Source organism: Methylophaga sulfidovorans, assembly GCF_900114205.1.
In the GTDB taxonomy this organism is placed as follows: Bacteria; Pseudomonadota; Gammaproteobacteria; order Nitrosococcales; family Methylophagaceae; genus Methylophaga; species Methylophaga sulfidovorans.
On sequence record NZ_FOSH01000017.1, the window covers coordinates 42,134 to 67,090 of the forward strand.

The window sequence follows — 24,957 nt, forward strand, 5'->3', positions numbered from 1 at the left end:
CACCATAGCTTATTTGGACATAAGTGCGGGTAGCCACAGGCTAATTTGCGGAAACGCAATGATTAAACCTAAAACCACTATTTGTATGATGACAAAAGGCATAATACCTCGGTAAATGGAGTCGAGTTTTAATGTAGGTGGTGCACTGGCTTTTAAATAAAACAATGAAAAGCCGAAAGGTGGCGTCAGAAATGAGGTTTGTAAGTTTAATGCAATCAATAAGGCAAACCATAATGGGTCAATACCCATATGAAGAGCAACTGGCGCAATAACCGGAACTACGATAAAACAAATTTCAATGAAGTCCAGGAAAAAACCCAAGAAGAAAATGAGCAGCATACTGACGATTAAAAATGTCCACTTACCACCGGGTAGAGCCGTAAATAAATCAAGAATCAGGTTGTCACCACCCATACCAACAAAGACCAGGCCAAATGCAGTTGCACCAATAAAGATAATAAATACCATACTGGTTAATCGGGTAGTACGTTGAAGCGCCTCACGTAAGTTACTTATATTCATACGTTTATGCATGGCAGCCAGTACGATAGCACCGAGAGCACCAACCGCAGCCGACTCTGTAGGCGAGGCGATACCAAAGAAAATAGAACCCAAGACCGCCAGAATCAATAATAATGGTGGCAACAGACTTTTAATCACACTGAACAATAGATTGGCTGACTGACTATCGATATCTTTTACTGCTGGTGCAGCGTCAGGGTTTCGCCATGCTGTCCAGACTACGTACAGTATATAAGCCAGAATCAGCATCGCACCTGGCACAGCCGCTGCCATAAATAATTCACCTTCTGGCACGCCGACCACATCACCTAATAAAATCAGAATGATACTGGGTGGGATAATCTGTCCCAAGGTACCAGAGGCAGCGATCGTACCGCTGGCTAAAGCGGGTGAATAACCACGCTTTAACATTGATGGTAAAGCGATAACGGTCATTGTTACCACAGAAGCGCCAACCACCCCTGTTGTTGCTGCGAGAAGTGCACCTACAACAACCACCGAAATAGCTAATCCGCCACGTAGAGAGCCAAACAAGCGGCCCATGGTATCCAGTAACTCTTCTGCGATACCAGATTTTTCGAGAATCACCCCCATAAATACAAAAAGCGGTACAGCGAGTAAAGTAAAGTTGGTCATAACGCCCCAGATACGGAGCGGTAACAGACTAAAAAACTCAAAGCCTAAAAAGATGCTGCCAAAACCAAGAGCTATAGCACCTAATGTAAAAGCGACTGGATAACCAATTAACAGCAGTGAAAATAACACCAGAAACATGGCGAGAGCCCAATATTCCATTATTTGGACTCCTTGTTGCAGATGATTTTCAAGTTCTTAAGTACGTCAGCAACACCTTGCAGCATGATCAAAACAAAGGCGACTAATATCGCGCCTTTGAGAATGAAACGATAGGGGAGACCTCCGGGGTCGGGTGAGCCTTCATTGTAATAAAAAGCATTTTCAGCAAAGGGCCAGGCAGTCAGCACAATCATTATGCAAAATGGGAATAAAAAGAGGAGTGTTCCCAACAGTGATATCCAAGCTCGCCCTAAATCAGAAACAAATCGACTCTGATAGAAAATATCAACGCGGACATGCGCGTCATGACGCAAGGTGTAAGCACCGCCGAGTAAAAAAACTAGCGCAAATAAATGCCATTCCAGTTCTTGTAGTGCCACAGAGCCATAATTGAATAAATAGCGCATGGCTACGTCATAACAAATAAGCAGAACCATCGCCAGGATCAACCATGAGACAGCTCGCCCGGTCAGATCAATAAAGTATTCAATGCCGTTAATGATGGGCTCTAGAAGTGTCTTCATGTTGATTTAATTTATCTTTGTCACAATTAAATAAGTGTCCCACAAATATCGTTTTAGCTCTAGTTTCAATAGATAAATGAAATGCGTTTACTCAGATAAAACTGGAAGTGATAAAGTTTATCTACGGGTAATATAAGGAGAGAAGATATGGATAATGAACAATTAAAAGAAAATATTAGTAATAAAAATCAATGGACACGGATTATATATATGGTGTTATTTGCCATCATTCTCTATTTGAGCATGATGGTGGTTTGGCTGGTGGTTTTTGTGCAGTTATTGTTTGCCTTGTTTACTGGTAAGCCAAACCACGATATTGCTGATTTTGCAGCGGATTTGTCTCAATACGTCTATCGTGTTGTGGCATTTTTAACCTATACCAGCGAGCAACGTCCTTTTCCATTCAACGATTGGAAGGGCAATGCTTTTTCAACTGAGGTGAAATCTCAGCAAGATGATATTAATTAGTCTCTAGAATCTTATTTATCTTTTTGAATTAAGCAGGAAAATTTATGCTGACAGTTATTTCTCCGGCGAAAACCCTGGATTTTGAAACGCCGCCAACCACACAAACTCATTCACAACCCCGGTTTTTGACTCAATCAAAACAACTCATTGATACGCTGCGTAAGTTGAATGTGGCTGATATTGCCAGTCTGATGAAGCTCAGTGATAAATTGGCTGGGTTAAATGTAGCCAGGTACGAATCGTGGAGTACTCCCTTTGATTTGAAGAATGCTAAGCAAGCAGTTTTAGCATTTAAAGGTGATGTATACACCGGATTGGAGGCTGAGACCCTGGATGAAAAACAGCTGGCATTTGCTCAACAGCATCTCAGAATTCTGTCTGGCCTTTATGGTGTATTAAAACCATTAGATTTGATTCAGCCATATCGTCTGGAAATGGGGACCAGACTAGAAAGTGCAAAAGGTAAGGATCTGTATTCATTCTGGGGCAGCGAGATTCGTGAATCATTACAGGCTGAAGAATCACTACAAGATGACGTGCTGATAAACCTGGCTTCAAATGAATATTTTAAAGCCGTGGAAGCAAAAAAGCTGACTGCACGAATTATTACCCCTGTGTTTAAAGACTGGAAAAACGGTCAGTACAAAATGATCAGTTTTTATGCCAAAAAAGCACGAGGTATGATGAGCCGCTATATCATTGAACATCAGATACAAGATCCTGATAGAATCAAGGATTTTGACACAGATGGTTATCGTTATAGCGCCGATATGTCGAAAAAAGATGAGTGGGTTTTTATTCGTAACCATGAATGATTCGATGATGTAATGATATGAGATTATCAAGGAAGATGAAGGTGGGTTTGCAGTTTTTACTGCTGCTGTGTAGTTGTATCTCAGTTTCAGCTCCGTTGTATGCTCAACAAATACTTAATCTGACAGCGTCAGAGCAAACCTTCCTTGATAAACTCGACGAGATCCATCTTTGTACTGATCCTGATTGGATGCCGTATGAAGGTATAGATAAATATGGTCAGTACACTGGCATCATGTCGAGTTTTCACCAGGTATGGTCTGAAATGATAGGCAAACCTGTTGTCCTGGTGAAAACAAGTAGCTGGGATGAATCACTGAAATTTATCCGAGAAAAAAAATGTGATGTGCTATCAAGCGCTCAGGATATACCTGAAAGACGTGATTATCTATCTGTCACAAATCCCTATATAAGTTATTCACTTGCCTTAGCTACTCATCCTGATATTCCGTTTATTATTAATTTAGCTCAGGTGAAAGATAAAAAGTTTGTCATGGTTAAAGACTATGCCGCTATAAAACTTATCAAGAACAATTATCCCGGATTGAATATTGTCGAAGTAAATAGCGCTGTTGAAGGACTGAAACTTGTTGAGAGAGGCATGGCTTTCGCTTTTATTGATACCGTGCCAAGTATCAATTATCAAATGCTGGCACATGGTATTTCTCATCTGAAAATTAGTGGTGTGCTTATTGAACACTACAATATGTCTGTTGGTGTTCGTAAAGATCTTCCTTTGTTATTGTCGATTTATAACAAGGTGATCGATGCAACAAGTGAGGAGAAGCGTCAACAAATTCTGAATAACTGGCTGTCGGTCCAACTGCAATATGATGCTGACTACAGTTTGTTATGGAAATTGCTTGCTGGTTTATTCATCATACTCATGCTGTCTCTATACCGATATCGTGTTATCCATCGACATAATACTGAGCTAAAAGCGGTCAATAAAAAGCTGGTTCATATGTCAAAAAATGATCAGTTAACCGGATTACCTAATCGTTATTATCTGCATGAAGCGTTTCAGGAAGCTTTGCAGACCTACCATCGCTATCAGCATCAGTTTTCTGTGATCATTATTGATATTGATTATTTCAAAAAAGTAAATGATACCCATGGCCATGTGGTTGGGGATGAGGTTATCAAAAAAATTGCAGATATGTTATCTGACAACTTGCGTGATACTGATATCGTTGGTCGCTGGGGCGGGGAAGAGTTCTTGATTATCTGTCCTGAGACCGATAATGCAGGTGCTAAGGCGGTAGCAGAACATATGCGACAACTCATTGCAGATGCAGATTTTGGTCTGAAACCGGGGAATATCACCGCGAGTTTTGGTGTGACAGAATATAATAAAAATGAATCGGTAGATGAATGTATCAAACGGGCAGATATGGCTTTATATCGTGCTAAAGAGCTGGGAAGAAATAAAACCATTGTGTTTTAAATTCTGAGCATGAGACGCGTTTTTTTTGCATTATGGCCTGATGACGATATACGAAGCAGGTTTAGTTACTTGTCCGATCAATTTGAGCAGCCTGGATTAAGAAAATTAAAGCCGTCTAATTTTCACATGACATTGTTTTTTGTGGGTAATGTTGAAGATCATATTGTCGTGACCTTACTTGATAGAGCCAAAAGTATCCGTTCATTCCCAATATCGCTTGAGTTTAACGAGTTGGATTATTGGCGAAAACCTAAGGTGTTATGTCTGACTTGTCAGAAACAGCCTTCTTCTTTGTATCATTTAGTGAATGCACTAAATAGGATGATGTCAGGCTTACCGATAACAAGAGAGACACGTCCATTTCGTGCACATATAACCTTAGCAAGAAAAGCAAAATACCGACCAGATATGACTTTTAAGCCAGTGCGGTTATCAGCTGAACGGTTTGCTTTGGTAGAGTCGATATCCACCACTGACGGTGTCGAGTATCGTGTTTTAGAAAGTTGGCCACTGCCTAGCTGATAAATTACTTACTTAACACGGGTTCAATATTCCAGGTAGCTGATTCCGTGAACCAGTATTCTTCTTTTATACCGAGAAGGCGATACAAACCCTCGGGCAGATCTTTTCTCACTGTTGATATATCAGGCTGAAGGTGTGCAAAACTCATCACACCATGAATGTAGTTGTACATCATACGGCCTAAACTTTCCGGATCGGTTTTGTAGTTAAGATAACCAGCCGCTGCCAGCGCTTTGACCAGTGCAATATCATAATTGATAGCCGTTTGTGACAAAGAGCGTAAGGCTTCTAAAACCTTCTCATCATCAGTACCAATTTGCGCTCCGGCATTGAAGAAGGGGCAGCCTGGTATCGGTTTATTACGTGTACTGATTTTTGATTTGAAAACAAACTCGATGAGATTCTCAAGTTGTTGTAGCGGGGAGTTGATAGGGGAGAAAACAGCATCCAGATCGGTTTTTATGACTTGCCAGTAATAACCTGCTGCTTCACAGAATAAGGATGCTTTAGAGTCAAAGTGATGATAAAACGCACCTTTGGTAACACCTGCCTGGCGACAAATATCATTAACGCCAACGGAATTGTAGTTGCTTTGCCAAATCAGCTCCAATGCTGTTGTCAAGAGCTTTTCACGAGTTTCTGTGACAGACATTTCTTAATAAACCATTTATGTAATAAGATAGTATAGATACCGCTCGGTTTGTGTGACAAGTTTCTTACAAGAATATATCCAAGATGAAATCATACTTTAGCTAAGATGACTTACTATTTTTATGGTTTAGATCCTTGTTTTATATAAAACTTGTGGAAAAGTTGACTATTTTCCTCAGTCATATTGACTAACATACCGGTCGGTATGTATTCTATTGCGGTTTATCCTGCTCAGGATAGTTTTATCAAGGACCTGCCAGGCTTGTCTGGCTCACGGAGATTTCCATGTCTGAAGTATCATCAAACCGTCAAAGTCGTGGCTGGTTAAAGTTCATCATCTTTATTCTTGTCTGTCTTGCGGCTGGGGCGGCATATATGACCTATGCAAAAGAAGATGGGAAAGCGACTCAGGCAGCTGCACCCAATACACCGCCACCACCAGTAGTTGAGGTCATCACGCTAAAACCGGAAGAAGTCCGTATCTGGACCAATTTTTCTGGCCGCTTAACTGCTGTAGATAAAGCGGATATTAAACCCTTAGTCGGTGGCGAACTTCAGAAAGTGTTATTCGAGGATGGCCAATTAGTCGATAAGAATGAACTACTGTTTGTGATTGATCCCCGTCCATATAAAGCCGCTTTAGCTAGTGCAGAAGCAAAATTGGCATCAGCTAAATCTAAAGCAACTCTGGCTAAAGATGAGCTGGCTCGTACACAAAAACTGGTTCGAGATAAATTAGTGTCAGAGAGTGTGTTTGATGCGGCAAAAAATGAATCTCAGGTTTCAATCGCTGCTATTAGTGAAGCAGAGAGCGCCGTTTCACAAGCAAAACTTAACCTCGACTATTGTTATATCCGTGCTCCGTTTGCTGGCCGTGTCAGCCGTGCTGAGTTAACGGTAGGTAATATTATTGAAACAGCACCGAGTGCGCCAGTATTAACCACGATTGTTGCCGATGACCGTTTTTATGCTGAATTTGATATTGATGAGCAAACTTATATCAAAATGATGAGAAATAATAAGGACATGCAAAAAATGCCTGTTGATATGACACTTGCAGCAGATAAAAGTGTGGTTTATCAGGGACATATTTATTCTTTGGATAACCAACTTGATATCGACAGTGGCACCATACGTGCGCGTGCTATTTTCGATAATAAAGATGGTGCATTGACTCCGGGTATGTATGCCAACATTGAAGTGGGTTCTGCCAACAAGGAAGAAGCATTGTTAATACCAAACCGTGCCATAGGTACTAACCAGGATAAGAAGTTTGTTTTTGTTGTTAATGATGAAAACAAAGTGACCTATCAAGGCGTGGTACTTGGTGGACATTATCAGGGTAAACGTATTGTGTTATCAGGATTAAAAGCCGGTGACAGAGTGGTTGTAAATGGTCTTTCACATATCAGAGCAGATATGGTTGTTTCACCCAAACCCATGTCCGAAACAGATGATTAAGCTGTTCATGTAACACTCTGACAGTATGTTCAATCGCTTTATAGCGTAACGAAGGAACGCAATGAATATTTCCAAGTTTTTTGTGGATAGGCCCATTTTTGCAGGTGTTTTATCCACGCTTATTTTTATTGCCGGTTTATTGTCAATGTTTCAGTTGCCAATTTCCGAGTACCCAGAAGTATCGCCACCTTCTGTTGTCGTCAATGCACAATTTCCAGGGGCCAACCCTAAAGTTATCGCTGAGACGGTTGCCAGACCACTAGAGGAGCAACTAAGTGGTGTAGAAAACATGCTTTATATGTTTTCTCAGGCGACCTCAGATGGTCGAATGACATTGACGGTAACCTTTAAGATTGGAACCGATCCGGATCTTGCTCAACAAATGGTGCAAAACCGTGTAACTCAGGCAACACCACGCTTACCTGAGGTGACCCGACAACTGGGTGTGACGGTGGTAAAAAGCTCACCTGACCTGACGATGGTAGTGCATTTAACGTCTCCGGATAAACGTTATAATGAGTTGTATCTGCGTAACTACGCTGTGCTTCATGTCAAAGATGAATTAGCGAAAGTTGAAGGGGTAGGACAGGTTCGTCTGTTTGGCTCTGGTGACTATGCTATGCGTATTTGGCTTAACCCTGAAAAAGTCGCTGAACGTGGCTTGACGGCCATGGATATCGTGGCAGCCATCAAAGATCAGAACGTCCAGGTCGCTGCAGGTACAATTGGTGGTGCACCAATGACCGAACCCGTTGATGTGCAGTTACCTATCAATGCAAAAGGGCGACTGGAATCACCCGAAGAGTTCGGCAATATCATTATTCGGGCGGGTAGTGATGGTCAGGTAACACGTCTGAAAGATGTAGCCAGAGTGGAGCTTCAGGCGGCAGAGTTTAGCTTGGACTCATTATTAAATAACCAGCCTGCTGTGGCTATTCCTATTTTCCAGTCACCTGGTGCCAATGCGATCGAGATTTCAGACAATATTCGCAACACTATGGCCAAGCTGAAAAAGAACTTCCCGGAAGGGGTCGACTACAGCGTGGTATACGATCCGACGGTATTCGTACGTGATTCTATTCATGCGGTAATTAAAACCTTACTGGAAGCGCTGGTATTAGTGGTTATTGTTGTCGTGGTGTTCTTGCAGACATGGCGTGCTTCATTAATTCCTTTATTGGCTGTGCCGGTTTCGATTATCGGTACATTTGCGCTGATGCATGTGTTTGGCTTTTCGATCAATACCTTGTCGTTATTCGGGCTGGTGCTGGCCATAGGTATCGTGGTGGATGATGCCATTGTGGTGGTAGAAAATGTTGAACGGAATATCGAGAACGGTTTATCCCCTCTAGAAGCCAGTTATCAGGCTATGCGTGAGGTCAGTGGCCCGATTGTGGCTATTTCTCTGACACTGGTGGCAGTGTTTGTACCTATTGCCTTTGTTAGTGGTCTGACAGGACAGTTTTATCAGCAGTTTGCTTTAACGATTGCGATTTCCACAGTGATTTCTGCTGTGAACTCACTGACCTTGAGTCCAGCTCTATCCGCTTTATTATTAAAGGGGCGTGATGAGCCTAAAGACAGACTGACCAGAATCATGGATTTTCTGTTTGGCTGGTTCTTTAACATCTTTAATAAGACATTTAAAAAAGCATCGAATGGCTATTCCGGTTCAGTAGCAGGCTTACTGAAACATAAAGTCATCATGTCATTTATGTATATCATTTTGTTGAGTATGACGGTGTATGGTCTGAATATCCTGCCAAAAGGCTTCGTACCTGCACAGGATAAGCAATACTTAATCAGTTTTGCCCAGTTACCAGATGGTGCTTCTTTAGCGCGTACACAAGAGGTTATCAAGGAAATGGGACGCATTGCCTTGAGTGAGCCTGGTGTTCAAAGTGCTGTTCAGTTTCCTGGCTTATCAGTGAATGGTTTTACCAATAGTCCAAGTGCAGGGATTGTATTTGTCAGCTTGGATTCGTTTGATAAACGTACTTCACCGAATTTATCTGCGGCAGCTATTGCCGGGCGTTTACAAGCTAAATTTGCCCAAGTGGAAGAAGCCTTTATTGCGATTTTCCCACCACCACCGGTCCGGGGTTTAGGTACCACAGGTGGGTTTAAATTACAGATTGAGGATCGTGCAGATTTAGGCTATGAAAAGCTGGCTGAAGTAGTCGCTCAAGTGCAGGGACAGGCATGGCAAAGTCCGGCGCTGACCAGCGTTTACTCAAACTATAAAATTAATGTACCACAGCTTTATGCTGATTTAGATCGGACAAAAGCCAAACAACTTGGACTGAATATCAAAGATATTTTTGACACCATGCAGATCTATCTTGGGTCACTTTATATCAATGATTTCAACCAGTTTGGTCGAACCTATCAGGTTATTGCTCAGGCGGATTCTAATTATCGTAATGCACCGGATGATGCTTTGAATTTAAAAGTGCGTAATAACAAAGGCGAGATGGTGCCATTGGGTAGCGTAATGAAAATGGAAGAAAGCTATGGTCCGGAAAGTGCCGCTCACTACAATGGTTATCTGGCTGCTGACTTGAATGGTAATGCCGCTCCTGGCTATTCAAGTGGTCAGGCACAAGATGCGATTAGTGAGATCCTGAAGAAAACATTGCCTTCGGGAATGGAATTTGAATGGACTGACTTAACCTATCAACAAGTTATTAGTGGGAATACGGCTTTATTTATTTTCCCATTATGTTTGTTACTGGTGTTCTTGGTGTTAGCTGCGCAGTATGAAAGTCTTATCTTGCCGCTGGTGGTCATTACCATCGTGCCATTATCTATTCTGGCAGCGGTAACAGGTGTCTGGTTAACTGATGGGGATAGCAATATCTTCACCCAGATAAGTTTCTTTGTGCTGGCGGGGCTAGCCAGTAAAAATGCCATCTTGATAGTTGAGTTTGCACGAGAACTTGAAATCGATGGTATGGAAACAGTCAAAGCGGCAATCAAAGCCAGTCGTATGCGTTTAAGACCGATTTTGATGACATCCTTTGCGTTCATTATGGGGGTTGTACCGATGGTTTTATCTACCGGTGCAGGTTCTGAAATGCGTAACGATATTGGTGTCACCGTTTTCTCAGGCATGCTCGGGGTCACATTCTTCGGCTTGTTCTTTACCCCGGTTTTCTATGTGATGTTAAGGAAGCTGGAAGGTAAACGCCGTTACCACAGTCACAATCATGTGGTAATAAAATAAAGCCCGGCTTTATCAGCGACGGGCGGTTATCGTCCGCCCGTCTGCTGTTTTCAAAATCAAAGCGCCGTTTATGCTGATATCCAGTGATTCTACATCGGCCAAGATCGACAAAAATAATTTTTCCTGATTCATAATCGCGACCGGACACACTTTTTGCGTAGTAATTGCAGAGGCGATATCCAGGCGTTCATTAAACTCATAAGCGGTGCTGTATTGGTTACATGAGGTGAAGCCTGATAAACGGCCTTGATCATCGAATGACATCGTTAACCGTGAAAAATCAATTACACCACGTTTATTTAAGTCCTGAATTACCCATTCCTGTCCGACGAGTAAATCGCGACTGTGACCTCCACAACCATGAAAATCGAGATTGTCCAGACGAACACTGACCTGATAAGGGTAGGGTAACCCAGACATATCATCACGGCATAAGGTAGCCAAGGTTTCTACTTTGATATAACGGGTGTCAGAGTAGGCTTTTAGTTCAAAACCGGTGTGGTAAGTATTCAGTTCAGTTTCTGCAAGTACGCTCTGTTTCTGACCTTCATCCCACGTCATAATCACTTGATCATAAGTGGCAGAAAGTGACCATTCCGGCTCGTGACCTTGAGCACGAAATGGCAGTTGTTCTACTTGATCCTGATTAACCACTGTACAGTGACTCCAGCTCATATCAGCAATGGTCAGAATTCCCTGATGCCCTTTATTCCAGAAGCTCACTAATTTATCTTTGGACTGGTACTTGGCACCTGAGGCGGTGGGCACTTGAAATAGCAGATACAAATCATCGTTCATTTTGAGTTGCATCGACTCATTTTTGATCACAGTTTTGATCTGTTGTTCACCACACTGAAACATCACTATGTGGTTATTGTCATTTTCTGGCTCTTCAATCTTCATCAGATTGAGCACACCCAGCGATACCTGATCGGTATCAACAGGAATCAGGTGGAGTTCATCGGTAGTCCAGAGTAATTCCCCATCTTTATCTTGAATAGAGGCACGCAGTGCATAATTTTCATCTTTATTCAGCTGATCCTTAAACACCTGTAACTGGAAGTCGAGGGGCACCTGGCGATTGCCAAGCGATATCGTTTTTTCGGCAATGGTTTCACCATTTTTTTGTGCACTGGTGATATTTTCCAGTTTAATGATGAGTTGGGATTTATCAGGAATAGCAATTCGTTCGCGGTAACTTATCTGACCACTAATGTTCAATTGTTGTTGTTTGAGTGTTTGTTGAGCCGAATCTGAATCACATGCAGCCACCGTCAGGCTGATTAACACAAATATGAAGAAACGGTACAAGGGCATAACATGTCATCCTGAATATTAATCCTGAGTATGCATCATAATGTGAACCAGTACTGTAATGCCACAGTTGATAGTCGTCATCCTTGACGCATTGTTATGTCAGACTTTGAACTGACTGATCAGCTTTTGCAAGTCTGCTGCAAGTCCAGCAAGCCCCAGGCTGGTTTCTGTTGTCTGCGATGTACTTTCTGCATTTTCTTCCGCTACTTGAGCGATATGGCTGACATTTTTGTTAATATCTTCAGCAACCGCACTCTGCTCTTCGGCAGCACTGGCGATATGCGTATTCATATCCATAATCGATCTGACTCTTTCAGAAATAGTCGTCAGACTCACCCCAGCTGCCCCAACTTTAGTGACTGTCGCTTCCACATATTCTTTACCTTTTATGGTAGCAGCAACACACTGATTAGCTTCTGTCTGCAAACGTTCAATAATGCTTTTAATTTCTTCTGTAGACTCTTTACTGCGCTGGGCCAACGTTCTGACTTCATCTGCAACAACAGCAAAACCTCGTCCAGACTCGCCAGCACGCGCAGCTTCAATAGCAGCATTTAAGGCTAATAAATTGGTCTGTTCAGCAATACTTTGTATCACGGTTAACACGGTGCCAATATTTTCGCTTTCAGCTTGCAGGTTTTTAATCGCATCGGCATTTGTCGAGCTCTGGTCAGCTAATTGTTTAATAGAGTCAATCGTATCTTTGACTAACATCTGTCCCTGACTGGTCTCGCTATCTGAGCTTTTAGATAAATTGGCAGCTTCAGCAGCATAACGTGCGACTTCCTGCACAGTTGCTGTCATTTCATTCATGGCAGTGGCAACTTGTTCACTACTGCTTTGTTGGTTGATAACACCTTTTTTGGTTTGCTCAGCGACCACAGAAAGTTCTTCTGCTGCGGCACTGACGGTGAGAGCAGAAGTCATGACTTGCTGAATCAGTTTCTGAAATGAGGCTGTCATCAAGTTAAAGGAGTGTGCCATTTCGGCGATTTCATCTTTACCACTATCATTAACACGTAAGCTTAAATCACGATTTTTTTCGACTTCTTGCATTGTCTCAGACAGCTTATGAAGTGGGATAATAATGCTTTGGCTCAATAATCTGATAAGCCATAGAATTAATGCTGCCAGTGCCAATGCAATAACAAATACAGTGATTTCTGCATTTCGAATCGCTTTAGGGATTTCGCTGCTAATATGCTGTTCAAGCGTATCAAGTTCACCTTCACTTTGGTGAATAGTGCTACGTAATTCACCCAGTAAGCCTGAGTCAGAAGTCATGCCGCGTGTTTCATATCCTTTCACTAAAGACAGAAAATCAGCACGGTATATTTCCATTTCATCGCGGATCTGTTTTTTCATATCTAAGGAGATATAACTATCTTCCATACGACGATTAAAGTCAGTATAGGATTCTTCGAATTTACTGACATATTTAGTATCTGAACGCAGCATAAAGTCTTTTTCATGGCGTCTCAGCATCAGCATGGCGGCCAGTAACGTATCATCGTTAAAGCTGTTAATGGTTTCTTCAACCTGGTGTACTGCTTTACGAAGATTGCCGTACAAACCATCGGTTGGTGTTAGTCCTATGGTTTTTTCAACGGCCACAATTTCATCAAACTTTGCCCCATATTCAAGCAGCACATCATGCAGTGCGTCGACGGATTCATGCGATTGACCAAGCTTGTTCAGTGACTGAGAGAGCTGGTCAAGATTACTAAGAAAAATCTGATGGGTTTTATGAAATTCGTCCTGATATTTCAAATCAAGTCGTTTGAGAAAGTCTTTCTCATGTCGACGTAACATCAACATATTCGTTTCTAATTTCACCGCTTCGTGAGAGGCCGTTTCTAAGTGAATAATTTTGGATAGGAATACCTGCCCAAGAATAATCATCACCAGTATTGTGACGCCGACCAATATCGACAAAATGAAGAGCTTCTTTTTGACTGTGAGTTGATTGATCATGGAATTTTTCCCTTGAAAATATATGAGTAATTCATTTCCATCGTTAAGGTATCCACGTTAACGGTTCAACTCAGTGGTTCATTAGTTTTTTTCGATACTTATTTCATTATTTTCTTTTTAGTGACAATAAGTTGCCAGTGTTTGATAGCCCATTGCCAAATAGCTGAGACGTTCATATCCGGAGACAGTGCTGATACATCAAATCCCAGAAAACAAAGTGCGTTTATTAGCTGTTCCGATGCATCATTGATAGCGATAGCTGGCGCGGCGGTTTGTTTGCTTAGCTTTTCGCCTTGGACATTTTTGACAAGGGGAATATGACAATAATGAGGTGTGATTAGTCCCAGTTGTTGCTGTAGATAAATCTGACGACTGGTGGAGTTTAATAAGTCTGCACCACGGACAATATGATTGACACCTTGCTCGGCATCATCAACGACAACGGCTAATTGATAGGCAAAAAGGCCGTCAGCACGTTTTAATACACAGTCACCAAAGTCAGTCTGCAAATGGTGATGGATGTCTCCATAAAGCTTGTCGGTAAAAACCAGATGATCGTTATCCACCCGAAGACGCCAGGCAATTTGTTGCCGTTCAGATGACAGACCATCACGACAGTAACCGGGATAAACAGGCCCCTCTAGACCTGCATGGGCGATATCGGCAATTTCGCGGCGGCTACAGTTACAGGGATAAACACGTTGTTGGTCTTTAAGCTTTTCAAGATACGCTTGATAAAGATCACTGCGTTCACTTTGATAAACGACCTCACCATCCCATTCAAAACCATAAGCCTCGAGGGTGCGTAAAATATCGTCAGCTGCTCCCGGCATTTCTCTGGGTTTATCCAGATCTTCCATGCGTAATAACCACTTGCCTGACTGTGTTTTAGCCTCAAGATAGCTGGCAACGGCGGTGACCAGTGAACCAAAATGGAGAGGGCCGGTTGGGGAAGGAGCGTAGCGTCCAATATAGTCGTTCATAGTGGAATGATATTGTTAACGGTTGACTACTTTTCCCACTCAGACTCAGGGATACGTTGCAGGTGAATATGTGATGCTAAACGTATAGAGGGGCGTAATAAAAACTGAAAACTGCCAATAATAAAAAACCAAATAGCAGCAGTCTCATAGCTTGGAAAAAGGAATAAAATGCTACCAGCCAAAAACCAGAGAGCGATCAGAAAATCATTAAAAATACTGGCTACTTCATAGCGTCGACGGATCTGTAATTGTTCATGTCCTATTGTGAAGGTAATAGGGCTATCGAGTTTTGTTGACTCAGACATTTTGACCTCAGTTAAAGACGGTTTTTTTTCAGAGATAAGGCAACTGTTGATACAGCTGGATGCGTATCATTAAATGAAAATTACATACTTCCTGCAAGTCTATATGGTCTTAGAAATACTGTTCAAAGTGTGGCCAGGCAACCGATAGCAGCCAAACAGTAAGCAAACACCAAACTATGATAATAGCCCATACGATCCAGCGGTTATGCGGAAGCTGAATTGGGTTCTGCTGTGCTTTTAACTGACAATCCTGCCAGACATTTTCCGGTATCAATTGAATCGCTAACCAGCAGCCAATCGGTAACAGTAGCAGTTCATCCAGCCAGCCCACGATGGGAATAAAGTCAGGAATCAAATCAATCGGGCTGACGGCATACGCTATAACGATACTAATAATTATTTTACTTAGCAGGGGCACATCAGGCCGCTGGTAAGCGATATATAAAGCTGTGAGTTGGTTTTTTAATAACGATGCCCACTTTTTGAGCTTCTCGCTGATAGTCATTTTAACTTAAGGTAAGTCAAAAGCAGCGATAAGTGGTGCATGATCGGATAGTTGATTCCATGATGAATGAGGCGGTCTGCCGCATAAGGTAGGCTCCATACCACGATAATAAATACGATCCATTTTTAACATGGGCATCCACGAGGGCCATGTGCGGGCATAACGATTATGCAGAGTTCGATACGCTTCTTTCAGGTTTAAATGCTGGGCTAACCGTTTTTCAGCTTGCCCGGTCCAGTCATTAAAATCACCAGCTACGATAAGTGATGCATTATCTGGTACATGGGCCTGAATACGATCGCATAACATACTAAACTGCTTACGCCGTTCAATACCGGTGAGACCAAGATGAATACAAATGATGTGCAACACTTCATCAGTCCAAGGGAGTTGAACCTCACCATGTAACAAGCTTCGGCTTGCCCAGGTGAAAGGAGAGACGTTGATATTCTCCCATTTAACTAACGGGAATTTACTGAGAATGGCATTGCCGTGATGACCGACTTCGTAAATGGCATTTTTGCCATAGGCATGATGCGGCCACACATCTTTGGCTAAAAATTCAGAATGCAGACCTTCCGGCCAAGTGTCATGAATCAAACCATGTTTACTATGTTCGCCCTGAATTTCCTGTAACAGCATGATATCGGCATTGGTTTCCACCAAGGCATCTCGGATCGGATGCAGGGTGAATTGGCGATTACTTGTATTAAAGCCTTTATGCAAATTGTAGGTCAGAATGCGGAGCTGGTTTTTCGACATGTATTTAGAATCCAATGTACTTGTGTCAACCGAGCACTATCCGGCTTGAAAAAATATTTCTCTATTATGGTTGGCCTGAAAGAAAAATCCAAGTCGCAGTTATTTATCACTTGCTCTTGATTTTAAAAAAGCCGACCCCATCTGCTTCTCATGTTCAAACAAATAGCCATACGGAGGCATTTTTTCAATGAGTGTTGATGCACATAAGGAAACGCTAGGTTTTCAAACTGAAGTCAAACAACTATTGAATCTGATGATTCACTCTTTGTACTCAAATAAAGAGATCTTTTTACGTGAATTAGTTTCAAACGCAGCTGACGCAGCTGATAAATTACGTTTTGAAGCGTTATCAGACGATGCTCTTTATGAAGATGATGCGGAATTAAATATCCGTGTCGAGTTTGATAAAGACAAAAATACCGTCACTATCTCTGATAACGGTATCGGTATGACTCGTGAAGAAGTGATCGAAAATATCGGTACCATTGCACGAAGCGGTACACGTAAGTTTTTTGATAACTTAACGGGTGATCAAACCAAAGACTCACAATTAATCGGCCAGTTTGGTGTCGGTTTCTACTCCGCCTTTATCGTCGCTGACAAAGTGACACTAAAAACACGTCGCGCCGGGCTGACTGCTGAGCATGGTGTGCAGTGGGAATCTGCTGGTGAAGGCGAGTTCACTATTGAAACCATTGAAAAACCACAACGCGGTACAGAAATCACATTGCACTTGCGTGAAGGTGAAGAAGAGTTTGCTAATGGCTGGCGTCTGCGTAACGTCATTACTAAATATTCGGATCACATCAATCTGCCAATCCTGATGGCAAAAGAGCCCTTGCCAAATGAAGATGGCGAAATTGATGAAGCCGACAAAGGTGATGAAACCATCAATAAAGCCACGGCTTTATGGACTTTGTCGAAAAACGACATCACTGACGATCAGTACAAAGAATTCTACAAACAAATTGCTCACGACTACCAAGACCCAATGCTGTGGAGTCACAACAAAGTCGAAGGCAATATTGAATATACCTCTCTGCTGTATATCCCATCTAAAGCACCTTTTGATATGTGGGACCGTGATCGCATGCACGGTATCAAGCTCTATGTAAAACGCGTCTTTATCATGGAAGACAGTGAACAACTGATGCCACGTTATCTGCGTTTCGTTCGTGGTGTGATTGATACCAATGATTTACCACTGAATGTGTCGCGTGAAATTCTGCAAAGCAGCAAAACAATTGACACCATTCGTGCAGCATCAGTGAAAAAAGTGCTGAGTGAAATCAGCAAACTGGCGAAAAATGAACCTGAGCAATATGCTGAGTTCTGGAAAGAATTTGGTCAAGTACTGAAAGAAGGTCCGGGCGAAGATTTTGCCAATAAAGAAACCCTGGCGAAATTGTTCCGTTTTGCTACTACCGAATCTGGCTCGTCAGATCAAACCGTCTCTCTGGAAGACTACGTGAGTCGGATGAAAGATAAACAAGAGAAGATTTACTACATCACCGCGGAAAGCTATGCTGCAGCGAAAAATAGCCCACACTTGGAAGTCTTCCGTAAGAAAGGTATCGAAGTCTTATTGCTGACAGATCGGGTGGATGAATGGTTAGTGAATTCGCTGACTGAGTTTGATGACAAACACCTGCAATCTGTTGCTAAAGGTGATTTAGACCTAGGTGAGCTGGAAGACGAAGAAGAGAAAAAAGCGCAGGAAGAAACGGATAAAAACTTTGAAGATTTAGTGGAAAGAGTAAAGAAATCGCTTGATGATAAAGTGAAAGATGTCCGTATCACGCATCGCTTAACTGACTCTCCAGCCTGTTTGGTGGCGGATAACTACGATATGAGTATGAACCTTGAACGTATGTTAAAAGCGGCTGGTCAGGATGTCGCTGGGACTAAACCGATTATGGAATTAAACCCAGAGCATCCGATGGTGGTGAAACTCAAAGAGGAATCGGATGAAAGTCGCTTTACTGACTGGACATCGATTCTGTTTGACCAGGCATTACTGGCAGAAGGAGGACAACTGGAAGACCCAGCCACTTATGTCAAACGTATCAACGAAATTTTGTTGAAGATTGCTTAGTTAAAACACGCATATGCGATAGAATAGCCGGGCAAGTAGTTGTCCGGCTTTTTTATTGGGTGAGAGAAATATCGTGATTTCTTATCACCTGATTTGCTACACACTCTCACTCCCAAACTCAAAGAAATAGGTATCACAGCAGTGAAATCAGATTGTTTACAACGGTTTATTTTTGATAATGCAGCGATTCGTGGTGAATGGGTCAATTTGCAGGAAAGTTGGCAGGAAGTGTTAAATCGCCGTGATTACCCGCAAGCCTTACGTAATGTCTTAGGTGAAATGATGGGCGCAGCAGCATTACTCACCGCCACCGTGAAAATTACCGGTCGCTTAGTTATGCAAGTCCGTTCTGAAGGGCCAGTGTCTCTGATGATGGTGGAATGCACCAGTAAAAATACCTTACGCGCATTAGCACAATGGAATGACGATATTGCCGATGATGCCAGCCTGACAGACATGATGGGCGGAGGCACATTAGCCATTACCATTGAGCAGGAAGGGGCAAAACAACCTTATCAGGGCGTGGTCAGTTTACAAGGCGATAAGCTGTCAGAAACGCTGGAAAGTTACTTTGAAAACTCAGAACAATTAGCCACCAAGATCTGGTTATCAGCTAATGAACACAATGTCGCCGGATTATTCTTACAGCAGTTACCGAGTGAAGAAAACCAACAAGTGGATGCCGAAGAAGACTGGTTCCGTATCAGCCAATTAGCCGGCACGATTACCGATGAAGAATTGCTGACCTTAGAATCAGAAACCTTATTACATCGTTTGTTTAATGAAGAACAAGTCAGATTGTTTGAACCCACAGATTTACATTTCTCTTGCACTTGCTCACGCCAGCGAGTTGAAGAAACCATCGCTATGTTAGGGCAGGAAGAGGCTGATGATATTATCGCCACTGAAGGTGAAATCGAAGTCGCCTGTGAGTTCTGCAACCAACATTATATCTTCGATAAAGTCGATGTCGCTAAGTTGTTTAATAATACCGTCGCTTCATTGAGTGATCCTAACACCTTACATTAACAGGGATAGGTTACCGCCAATCCCAGTAATGCACGTCATATTAACTATTAAATAAATAAAGAAAAAGTGCCTTTAATATCTTCACGCTAGCGTTAATCACTGATCTTTCTCCAGGTTTTTAAGCATCTTTTGGGTGACAGTGAAGAAGCTCTGCATGTCCTTCTTCGCTATTCCTTCGAGCATTGACTGTTCGGCTTGCCCAATGAGCTTCGATAAGCTTTCTTGTATTCTGTCACCCTCTGGAGTCAACAATAAAAAATGACTCCGTTTGTCTTTGGGATTTGGGTGTTTTTCAATCAGTCCTTGCTCTAGTAAGCCACTAATTAATCGCGTGATCTGAGCCTTGTCTCGCTGCATAAAGCTGGCTATATCTAAAGCCGTACAAGGCGAACGTCGATGGATTATCTTCATCAACCTCACTTGCATAGGAACCAGTCCTAATGCTTCAACTTCTAACTGAAGAGCAAGCCGTTTTTTAACCGCATGAGCTAAAAGCCGTATTGTCTCTATCGCACTAATATCTGTCATTAATAATTCCTTTTCTTTTAAAGGTTGACACTATCAACTATATTGAATTATAGTTGATGTTATCAACCATTATGAAAAACTGCAATATGTAAGGAGAATATATGACAGCAGTTGCTCCACGTGTTATTGGACAATCGAGCTCCAGAAATCGACCAACCTATCAAAAAGTAGCCATTATCGCGTTCATCGTGATTACTATTAGTGGCACGCTGACAGGCATAATGACCTTTGTTAACGGGGATGGAAACGAAAGCTTTCTACATCAGTGGACATCAGCTTTTGTCTTTGCCAGCCTGATAGCACTACCTATTGGCATTATTGTGATGAGCCTCGTTAGTCAGTTAATCCATGCACTGCTCTCGAGTGCGACAGATCATTTTAAAAACCTGATTATCGGTATTGTTATGGCATTACTTATGGAATCAGCTATGGCGGCCAGTACAGCCGTTAGTCAGGTAGGCCTTAGTAATTTAAATCAGCTTACAGCAGAATGGAGCCAGAATTTTATTGCTGCTATTCCAGTGGGCTTGGTGATCGCCATACTTATGACACTGGTCGTTAAGCCCAAACTACAAGCCTTCATGAAAAGCTAACATCAGGAATAAATATGAAAATGCGAATGACACAAGTTGCTCAAATAGAAGATTTAGGGCCACATATGCGACGTATCACTTTGATCGGTGACGATTTAAAAGATTTTCCCCCTGATCAAGAAAGCGCACACTTTAAAGCAATCTTTCCTCAGCCTGGACAAACAAAGCCCAAACTCGGAATATACGCTGGCTTCAAAAAGTGGATGCGCTCTTACACCATTCGCGCTTTTAACCAACAAACCAAGGTGCTGACGGTGGATTTCGCTGTGAATGATCACAAAGGTTTAGGGACTGACTGGGCAAACAATGCAAAGGTAGGAGATTACTTAGGTATTGCTGGTCCTGGAGATACAAAATACACCAATTATGATGCAGACTGGCATTTACTCGTTGCGGATCTGACAGGACTACCCGCAGCGGCAGCTGCGCTGGAAAAGTTGCCTAAACATGCTATAGGCGTAGCGTTTTTACAAGTACCAACAGAGCAGGATAAACAGCTTATCCATTGCCCTGAAGGTATGAAAATCAACTGGGTGATTAATCCAGATTTAACAAAAAATGCACTACTGATGGCGGTAGAAAATACTTCTTGGTTATCAGGTGAGCCTGCTATATTTATTGCTACAGAAAGCAGTCAGATGAAAGCTATTAAAAAGTATGTGAAGAATATGCCTGGATATACGAATAAGCAAACTTACGCATCAGGTTATTGGAAAGCCTAGTGTTGTCAGAATCATTAGCCGATATGCTTTCGTCAAGAGTCACGCGGCTTTCGCATTGAGATGAAATGCGAAACTCAGCACAATACGTTTACCACGTATTATCTTTGTCACATGATGACTAAATAAATCTGGTCGAAAAAAGAACAGGCGATCCATCATCGAAAATATCAATCCGTCAGTTTGAAATACTCCGCCTTCTTTCGGTTTTACAATGACAATATTGAGTTTGTAATATTGCCCATTTTCAACAAGGTCAAAGTGATGTGGAACAGCATGCCCTTCTTTATATGTCACGAGGTGTATGGCGAATCGCTGCGTATAAAGTAATGTTCTATTAACAACCTTAGTCATCGTCCCATCTCTATTATGGCTGTGGATCGTAAAAGCTTAGACGCTGTCTTTTGCATTCTCATCGAGCCCGATACCTTTCAAGCTGTGATCAATGACATACTCAAGTTCGTCCTTCGAGTAACCAGAACGTGCTAGTGTCGCTGTCCCTCTCAGTGTTGCTGACAGACATAATGCCTTTTGTTTTGCTTCTTTATCTAAGCCCAAGGCTTTTGATTCCTGATCATCTGAAAGCGTTGATATTAATAAGTCTTTTACCGCTTCACCTGCGTGCATCAATAATTGACTTGCTTCATTAGGAATTTCACCGCTCGCTACCTCTGACTGACACTGAACGACATAACACCCTTTAGCTGGCTCTGACTCACACTGTACTGATAAGACTGACATCATGTAATTTTTAAGACGCTGCTTTAACGGAATCGTTTTATCAGCTAGTAGTGCAGAGAGTGAGTTGATTTTATTATCACAGTACAGCTTTGTTGCTTGGATAAATAATGCTTCTTTATTTCCAAATGTGTTGTAGAGACTAGGCTTGTTAATCCCCATACGTTCCGTCAAATTGCTGAGCGATGCTCCGATATAGCCTTTTTCCCAAAAAACGTGCATCGCAGACTGCAGTGCCACTTCACTATCAAAATCTTTTTTCCTGCCACCACTCATCAGCGCTCACCTTGAAATTGTATAAATTTGCTTTGACTTATTGTACCTATCGGTATACATTATATCAAATGTACCGATCGGTATATTATTATTGAATATAAAGTGGAATACATATGACATATACAGTAGAAAACAAAGTCGCACTCATTACAGGGGCAAACCGTGGAATTGGTAAAGCCATTGTTGAGTCGTTTATCGAGCACGGCGCTAAGAAAGTCTATTTAGCAGTTCGAAACCCTGACAGTACAAAGGAATTAGAAGATAAATATGGCGAAAAAGTAACGACTCTACGAGCAGATGTTTCTGATGCCCAATCAATTCAGCAGTTAGCTGAGCAGGCAAGTGATGTCGATATTGTTGTGAATAATGCAGGAATAATGAAGTTTGCATCGCCACTCAGTGATGATGTAGAAGAGGTTCTAACAAGCGAATTAGATATAAACGCTTTTGGCTTGTTACGCGTTGCTAAGGCTTTTGCAAATACACTGGAAGCCAATCAGGGAGCATTAGTCCAACTGAACTCCATTGCCTCGATAAAAACATTTGCAGATATTTCTACATATTGTGCGTCTAAAGCGGCTTCATATGCATTAACGCAAGGTTTACGAGATAAGTTCGGTGAAAAAGGGGTGCGTGTTTTAAGTGTCCACCCTGGCCCTATTGCTACAGATATGGGGGCTGAAGCCGGATTTGATGGCGCTCCTGCCGCAACAGAAGTATCAGAAGGCATTATCAAGGCACTTGAATCAGGCGACTTTCATCTATTTCCTGATGTGCTGGCGAAACAATTTGAAGCCGAATATCAGAACTTTGCAGATAAGATCGTGAATGCCTCTCTCTCGGTTTAAATAGAATGTTAGTGTTTATCAACCACGATGCAAAAGGCATCGTGGTTGAACTAAATGATGTTATCTGACCGATGACATAAGCGTAAAGAAGACGTAATACGATGAAAATAACAGGTCAGAAAATCAATAGGCCCAGATTGTTTGATTTTTCATCTGCTATGTAACGCATTTATTTTCATTCATCACTATGCTTCGCTATTTGAATATTAGACGATCCCATACACAGAATATGGCTTAATCATGGGGCTATTTAAATGATTAATTACTTGGCATTTAGGAATAAAAATATTCAATCATGAAAGAGGGGACTAGCCAATATTGACTCTCTACAAGCCAAGAGTGTGTAAAACGCACTGCCATTATGCATTGTGACTAGCTAAATCGATTTCATAAAAGGACTTGAAAATTAATGAGGTCAACCTTATTAAAAATAAGGTGAGAGGCCGCCCATAATGGGGCACTCACTATTGATTGTTTTTGTTTTATATTGCTTCTAACGGAGGATATACCATGAATGCAATTGATCTAACTCCTCTTTATCGTAGTAGTGTTGGCTTTGATCGTTTGGGATCACTGATTAATCATGCACTCAACGCAGACTCCACGTCCAGTGGATACCCTCCATACAATATCGAGCTTATCGAGGACAACCGCTATGCCATTACGCTAGCCGTTGCAGGCTTCACCCAAGAGGAGCTTGATATTCAGATTGAAAATAGTGTGCTGACTGTACGTGGTGAAAAAGCGGCGAAAGAAGAGCGTAAATATCTCCATCAAGGCATTGCTTATCGTTCATTTGAACGTAAGTTCAACCTTGCTGATTACGTTGAAGTGACTGGTGCCGATCTTTCCAACGGTTTACTGACGATCAGCCTGGTGAAAGAAATTCCTGAAGCGATGAAGCCTAAATCGATTCCGATTAATCAAACGGTTAACAAAGCTTTGGAACATGATATGGAAGATAAAAACGCTGACACTTCTAAAGCAGCCTAACTCAACCGGGGTGCGTGCAAGCGCACCCTTCTTTAAACTATAAGAGAATATGTTAAGCTGTATAATGGTTTGATTTTTATAACAAAAACTATGGGGTATGTAGTATGTAGGTTGGGTAGAGGAACGAAACCCAACGAATAGTTTCTTTGTTTAAAATGACAAGCTGCCGCAAGGCGTTCATTTTATTTGATTCGTGACATTCATGTCACTCACCCTACGGGCGCCTAGCGTCCAAATTCGTTCCAGACGAATTTGTGCATGCCTAAAATAAACAAAGGGCACCCGATATTACCTTATCTCTAAAAATTCACTGTATTTTATGGCGTGAATACCAACTCGCTTCGCTCAAACACGTGTCCACTTAACCATAAAATACAGTAAATTTTTAGCGGCAATAGACAGGAGGAGAGGAGCTTTTCAAAGTCCCTATTTGTGCGGACAAGTTCAACTTAATGCTAATGGTTTTTTAAGAGTCAAAAGTGTTTTGTTATTGATCTTGCTGGGTATGTTTTCAGAAAATCAAACGCTCTGACCCTGAGCTATCCCCACAAATAATTACTAATAATCAATGGTCTAGTTGATACGTTAGGGAACATTCATGGCATTTGGTGATCAGATCTATCGCCAAACAAATACAACCAGCCGAAAACACCATGAATGTTCATCCTATATTGAAGAAAACAATGTCACTTGTCACGCCTGATATGCATTCACGCCGAAGGTGTGCATTAACCGATGCCATTGACAGTCTATTGAACGGTGCCTCAGCTACCGTCACAGCATTGGGAAGAGGCATTGCTTCTCCAGCAAAAGAAAAACATCGCATAAAGCGAGCAGATAGATTACTTTCAAACCGTCACTTA

Annotated in this window: 24 protein-coding genes and 1 pseudogene; 13 read left to right on the forward strand and 12 right to left on the reverse strand. The window is 42.0% G+C overall.

All coding sequences use genetic code 11. The features are described 5' to 3' along the window. Positions 1–9: 9 nt before the first annotated feature. Positions 10–1,317 carry a TRAP transporter large permease gene (locus BM232_RS12765; RefSeq protein ID WP_091715381.1) on the reverse strand — a complete coding sequence of 436 codons (1,308 nt, stop codon included), beginning with the start codon at positions 1,315–1,317 and terminating at the stop codon, positions 10–12. Then, entirely contained in the window at positions 1,317–1,841 is a 525-nt protein-coding gene (locus tag BM232_RS12770; protein ID WP_091715383.1) for a TRAP transporter small permease subunit, read from the reverse strand. The genes BM232_RS12765 and BM232_RS12770 overlap by 1 nt, the downstream gene beginning before the upstream one ends. A gap of 147 nt (positions 1,842–1,988) precedes the next feature. On the opposite strand from BM232_RS12770, the gene BM232_RS12775 reads away from it, so the two are divergent. From BM232_RS12775 to thpR, 4 genes are read left to right on the forward strand one after another with little or no spacing between them, the layout of a single operon-like run. After that, positions 1,989–2,309, forward strand: coding sequence for a DUF4389 domain-containing protein (locus BM232_RS12775; protein WP_091715385.1), 321 nt, complete (start codon positions 1,989–1,991; stop codon positions 2,307–2,309). Positions 2,310–2,353: 44 nt separating this feature from the next. After that, positions 2,354–3,124 carry a peroxide stress protein YaaA gene (gene yaaA / locus BM232_RS12780; RefSeq protein ID WP_091715388.1) on the forward strand — a complete coding sequence of 257 codons (771 nt, stop codon included), beginning with the start codon at positions 2,354–2,356 and terminating at the stop codon, positions 3,122–3,124. A 17-nt stretch (positions 3,125–3,141) separates the two neighbouring features. Beyond that, entirely contained in the window at positions 3,142–4,569 is a 1,428-nt protein-coding gene (locus tag BM232_RS12785) for a diguanylate cyclase (protein WP_245752944.1), read from the forward strand. Positions 4,570–4,578: 9 nt separating this feature from the next. Continuing rightward, positions 4,579–5,091, forward strand: coding sequence for an RNA 2',3'-cyclic phosphodiesterase (gene thpR, locus BM232_RS12790; RefSeq protein WP_091715394.1), 513 nt, complete (start codon positions 4,579–4,581; stop codon positions 5,089–5,091). A gap of 4 nt (positions 5,092–5,095) precedes the next feature. On the opposite strand, the gene BM232_RS12795 is transcribed toward thpR, so the two are convergent. Further along, positions 5,096–5,743 (reverse strand): TetR/AcrR family transcriptional regulator, encoded by a 648-nt coding sequence (locus tag BM232_RS12795; protein WP_091715396.1) that lies wholly within the window; start codon positions 5,741–5,743, stop codon positions 5,096–5,098. A gap of 284 nt (positions 5,744–6,027) precedes the next feature. On the opposite strand from BM232_RS12795, the gene BM232_RS12800 reads away from it, so the two are divergent. Next, the gene (locus BM232_RS12800) at positions 6,028–7,203 is read left to right on the forward strand and encodes an efflux RND transporter periplasmic adaptor subunit (protein WP_091715399.1); all 1,176 of its coding nucleotides are present in this window, start codon (positions 6,028–6,030) and stop codon (positions 7,201–7,203) included. A 61-nt stretch (positions 7,204–7,264) separates the two neighbouring features. Further along, positions 7,265–10,429 (forward strand): efflux RND transporter permease subunit, encoded by a 3,165-nt coding sequence (locus BM232_RS12805; protein WP_091715401.1) that lies wholly within the window; start codon positions 7,265–7,267, stop codon positions 10,427–10,429. Positions 10,430–10,441: 12 nt separating this feature from the next. On the opposite strand, the gene BM232_RS12810 is transcribed toward BM232_RS12805, so the two are convergent. From BM232_RS12810 to BM232_RS12835, 6 genes are all read right to left on the reverse strand, one after another. Next, a complete protein-coding gene (locus tag BM232_RS12810) occupies positions 10,442–11,746 on the reverse strand; it encodes a YbaY family lipoprotein (protein WP_091715403.1) in 1,305 nt (434 codons plus the stop codon). Positions 11,747–11,845: 99 nt separating this feature from the next. Next, positions 11,846–13,720, reverse strand: a complete 1,875-nt coding sequence (locus BM232_RS12815) for a methyl-accepting chemotaxis protein (RefSeq protein WP_091715406.1) — start codon at positions 13,718–13,720, stop codon at positions 11,846–11,848. A 98-nt stretch (positions 13,721–13,818) separates the two neighbouring features. Then, positions 13,819–14,703, reverse strand: coding sequence for a tRNA glutamyl-Q(34) synthetase GluQRS (gene gluQRS, locus BM232_RS12820; RefSeq protein ID WP_091715408.1), 885 nt, complete (start codon positions 14,701–14,703; stop codon positions 13,819–13,821). A 26-nt stretch (positions 14,704–14,729) separates the two neighbouring features. Then, entirely contained in the window at positions 14,730–15,008 is a 279-nt protein-coding gene (locus tag BM232_RS12825; RefSeq protein ID WP_091715410.1) for a YrhK family protein, read from the reverse strand. A gap of 109 nt (positions 15,009–15,117) precedes the next feature. Continuing rightward, positions 15,118–15,513, reverse strand: a complete 396-nt coding sequence (locus BM232_RS12830; RefSeq protein ID WP_091715412.1) for a YkvA family protein — start codon at positions 15,511–15,513, stop codon at positions 15,118–15,120. A gap of 6 nt (positions 15,514–15,519) precedes the next feature. Beyond that, a complete protein-coding gene (locus BM232_RS12835; RefSeq protein ID WP_091715414.1) occupies positions 15,520–16,275 on the reverse strand; it encodes an endonuclease/exonuclease/phosphatase family protein in 756 nt (251 codons plus the stop codon). A 187-nt stretch (positions 16,276–16,462) separates the two neighbouring features. Here BM232_RS12835 and htpG point away from each other — a divergent pair, with 187 nt between their 5' ends. Both htpG and hslO read left to right on the forward strand, forming a co-directional pair. Next, on the forward strand, positions 16,463–18,370 hold the full coding sequence (gene htpG / locus BM232_RS12840) for a molecular chaperone HtpG (RefSeq protein WP_091715417.1): 1,908 nt from the start codon (positions 16,463–16,465) through the stop codon (positions 18,368–18,370). A gap of 141 nt (positions 18,371–18,511) precedes the next feature. Then, positions 18,512–19,399 (forward strand): Hsp33 family molecular chaperone HslO, encoded by an 888-nt coding sequence (gene hslO / locus BM232_RS12845; RefSeq protein WP_091715419.1) that lies wholly within the window; start codon positions 18,512–18,514, stop codon positions 19,397–19,399. 96 nt (positions 19,400–19,495) lie between these two features. Here the strand turns inward: hslO and BM232_RS12850 are convergent, their stop codons facing one another. Further along, positions 19,496–19,927 (reverse strand): MarR family winged helix-turn-helix transcriptional regulator, encoded by a 432-nt coding sequence (locus BM232_RS12850; RefSeq protein ID WP_091715421.1) that lies wholly within the window; start codon positions 19,925–19,927, stop codon positions 19,496–19,498. Positions 19,928–20,028: 101 nt separating this feature from the next. Here BM232_RS12850 and BM232_RS12855 point away from each other — a divergent pair, with 101 nt between their 5' ends. Further along, positions 20,029–20,520 (forward strand): DUF2798 domain-containing protein, encoded by a 492-nt coding sequence (locus BM232_RS12855; RefSeq protein ID WP_091715423.1) that lies wholly within the window; start codon positions 20,029–20,031, stop codon positions 20,518–20,520. A 14-nt stretch (positions 20,521–20,534) separates the two neighbouring features. Further along, entirely contained in the window at positions 20,535–21,242 is a 708-nt protein-coding gene (locus BM232_RS12860; protein ID WP_091715425.1) for a siderophore-interacting protein, read from the forward strand. A gap of 39 nt (positions 21,243–21,281) precedes the next feature. Here BM232_RS12860 and BM232_RS12865 read toward each other — a convergent pair whose 3' ends face one another. Both BM232_RS12865 and BM232_RS12870 read right to left on the reverse strand, forming a co-directional pair. Continuing rightward, on the reverse strand, positions 21,282–21,593 hold the full coding sequence (locus tag BM232_RS12865) for a 2OG-Fe(II) oxygenase family protein (protein WP_091715428.1): 312 nt from the start codon (positions 21,591–21,593) through the stop codon (positions 21,282–21,284). 36 nt (positions 21,594–21,629) lie between these two features. Beyond that, entirely contained in the window at positions 21,630–22,253 is a 624-nt protein-coding gene (locus BM232_RS12870; RefSeq protein ID WP_091715430.1) for a TetR/AcrR family transcriptional regulator, read from the reverse strand. Between the two features lie 113 nt (positions 22,254–22,366). Between BM232_RS12870 and BM232_RS12875 the strand changes: the two genes are divergently transcribed. From BM232_RS12875 to BM232_RS14840, 3 genes and pseudogenes are all read left to right on the forward strand, one after another. After that, complete coding sequence (locus tag BM232_RS12875; RefSeq protein WP_091715432.1) at positions 22,367–23,101, forward strand: SDR family oxidoreductase; 735 nt, start codon at positions 22,367–22,369, stop codon at positions 23,099–23,101. 510 nt (positions 23,102–23,611) lie between these two features. Continuing rightward, a complete protein-coding gene (locus BM232_RS12880; protein WP_091715434.1) occupies positions 23,612–24,094 on the forward strand; it encodes an Hsp20 family protein in 483 nt (160 codons plus the stop codon). A 608-nt stretch (positions 24,095–24,702) separates the two neighbouring features. After that, positions 24,703–24,957: pseudogene (locus BM232_RS14840) on the forward strand (hypothetical protein); the annotation flags it as partial.